Source organism: Bergeyella anatis (genome assembly GCF_036016955.1).
In the GTDB taxonomy this organism is placed as follows: domain Bacteria; phylum Bacteroidota; class Bacteroidia; order Flavobacteriales; family Weeksellaceae; genus JAYWXI01.
Genome location: NZ_JAYWXI010000143.1, coordinates 1 through 429 on the forward strand (window position 1 = coordinate 1; position 429 = coordinate 429).

The following is a 429-nucleotide window of genomic DNA, read 5'->3' on the forward strand; positions in this document are numbered from 1 at the left end:
TCTTTCTCATACTTCTATTATTTTTACAAATTCCTTAATAAAGTCGTCCAAATGACAACCACTCATTAGTCGTTCGTCTGCGGGCATCAAAGTAGAACGAAATACATACTTTTGATTACCGCTTCCATCTTTGCGGAAGCGTTTACTATCTGATATATAGCTCTCCATCATCGTCAGTTGGAGTTCTGCGATGACATTTTCGTAAATTCTATACAATGGCGATTTTTCTCGCCCATCGACTTGGTTCCAAAACAGATGGACTGACTTTATTTCGCTATCCATATTTTTAGCAATGATGTTGGAAAGCACCTCTGTAAAACTGAGGGTACTTTCAATGACCACCCTATCGGCAGTGATGGGTGCGAAAATATGGTTGATATGGGATAGAACGGTCAAAATCCCTGCGGTATTAACCGTTCCTGGCATATC

The 429-nt window shown here is 40.1% G+C and carries 1 pseudogene; it reads right to left on the reverse strand.

The annotated features are described in order from the left end of the window. Positions 1 to 6: 6 nt before the first annotated feature. Positions 7 to 429: pseudogene (locus VQ048_RS12660) on the reverse strand (ParA family protein); the annotation flags it as partial.